At 44.4% G+C, this 286-nt stretch carries 1 pseudogene; it reads left to right on the top strand.

What is annotated here, in order from left to right:
• Positions 1 to 88: 88 nt before the first annotated feature.
• Positions 89 to 286: pseudogene (locus AB4585_RS27085) on the top strand (M20 family peptidase); the annotation flags it as partial.

Genomic DNA, 286 nt, shown 5'->3' with positions numbered 1-286 from the left:
CCTTGTACCTATGGCGGCGTAATCTGACAGCGTAATCAATTCAAATAAGCTCTCTACTCTCAATTAGAGAGCTCTCTCGAGGTGTATCATGACAGTTTCTTTTGACGTAAATACCTATATTGAGCAACTTTCCAAGCTGGTGAATATAGATTGTGGCCGTGCGAACGTGCAGGGCATCGCTAACGTAGCGGATGTGCTGACTCCTATGTTTGAGCAAATAGGGTTTAACGTTACAAGACGTAGCGTTGATAGCGATGCAGGCCCTTGTCTAGAAATCACCAATAAG

It is taken from the genome of Vibrio sp. 10N.222.49.C9 (assembly GCF_041474985.1).
GTDB classification, from domain to species: Bacteria; Pseudomonadota; Gammaproteobacteria; order Enterobacterales; family Vibrionaceae; genus Vibrio; species Vibrio crassostreae_C.
Note: the sequence above shows the minus strand (reverse complement) of the source record. Positions and strands in the feature narration are given on the sequence as shown.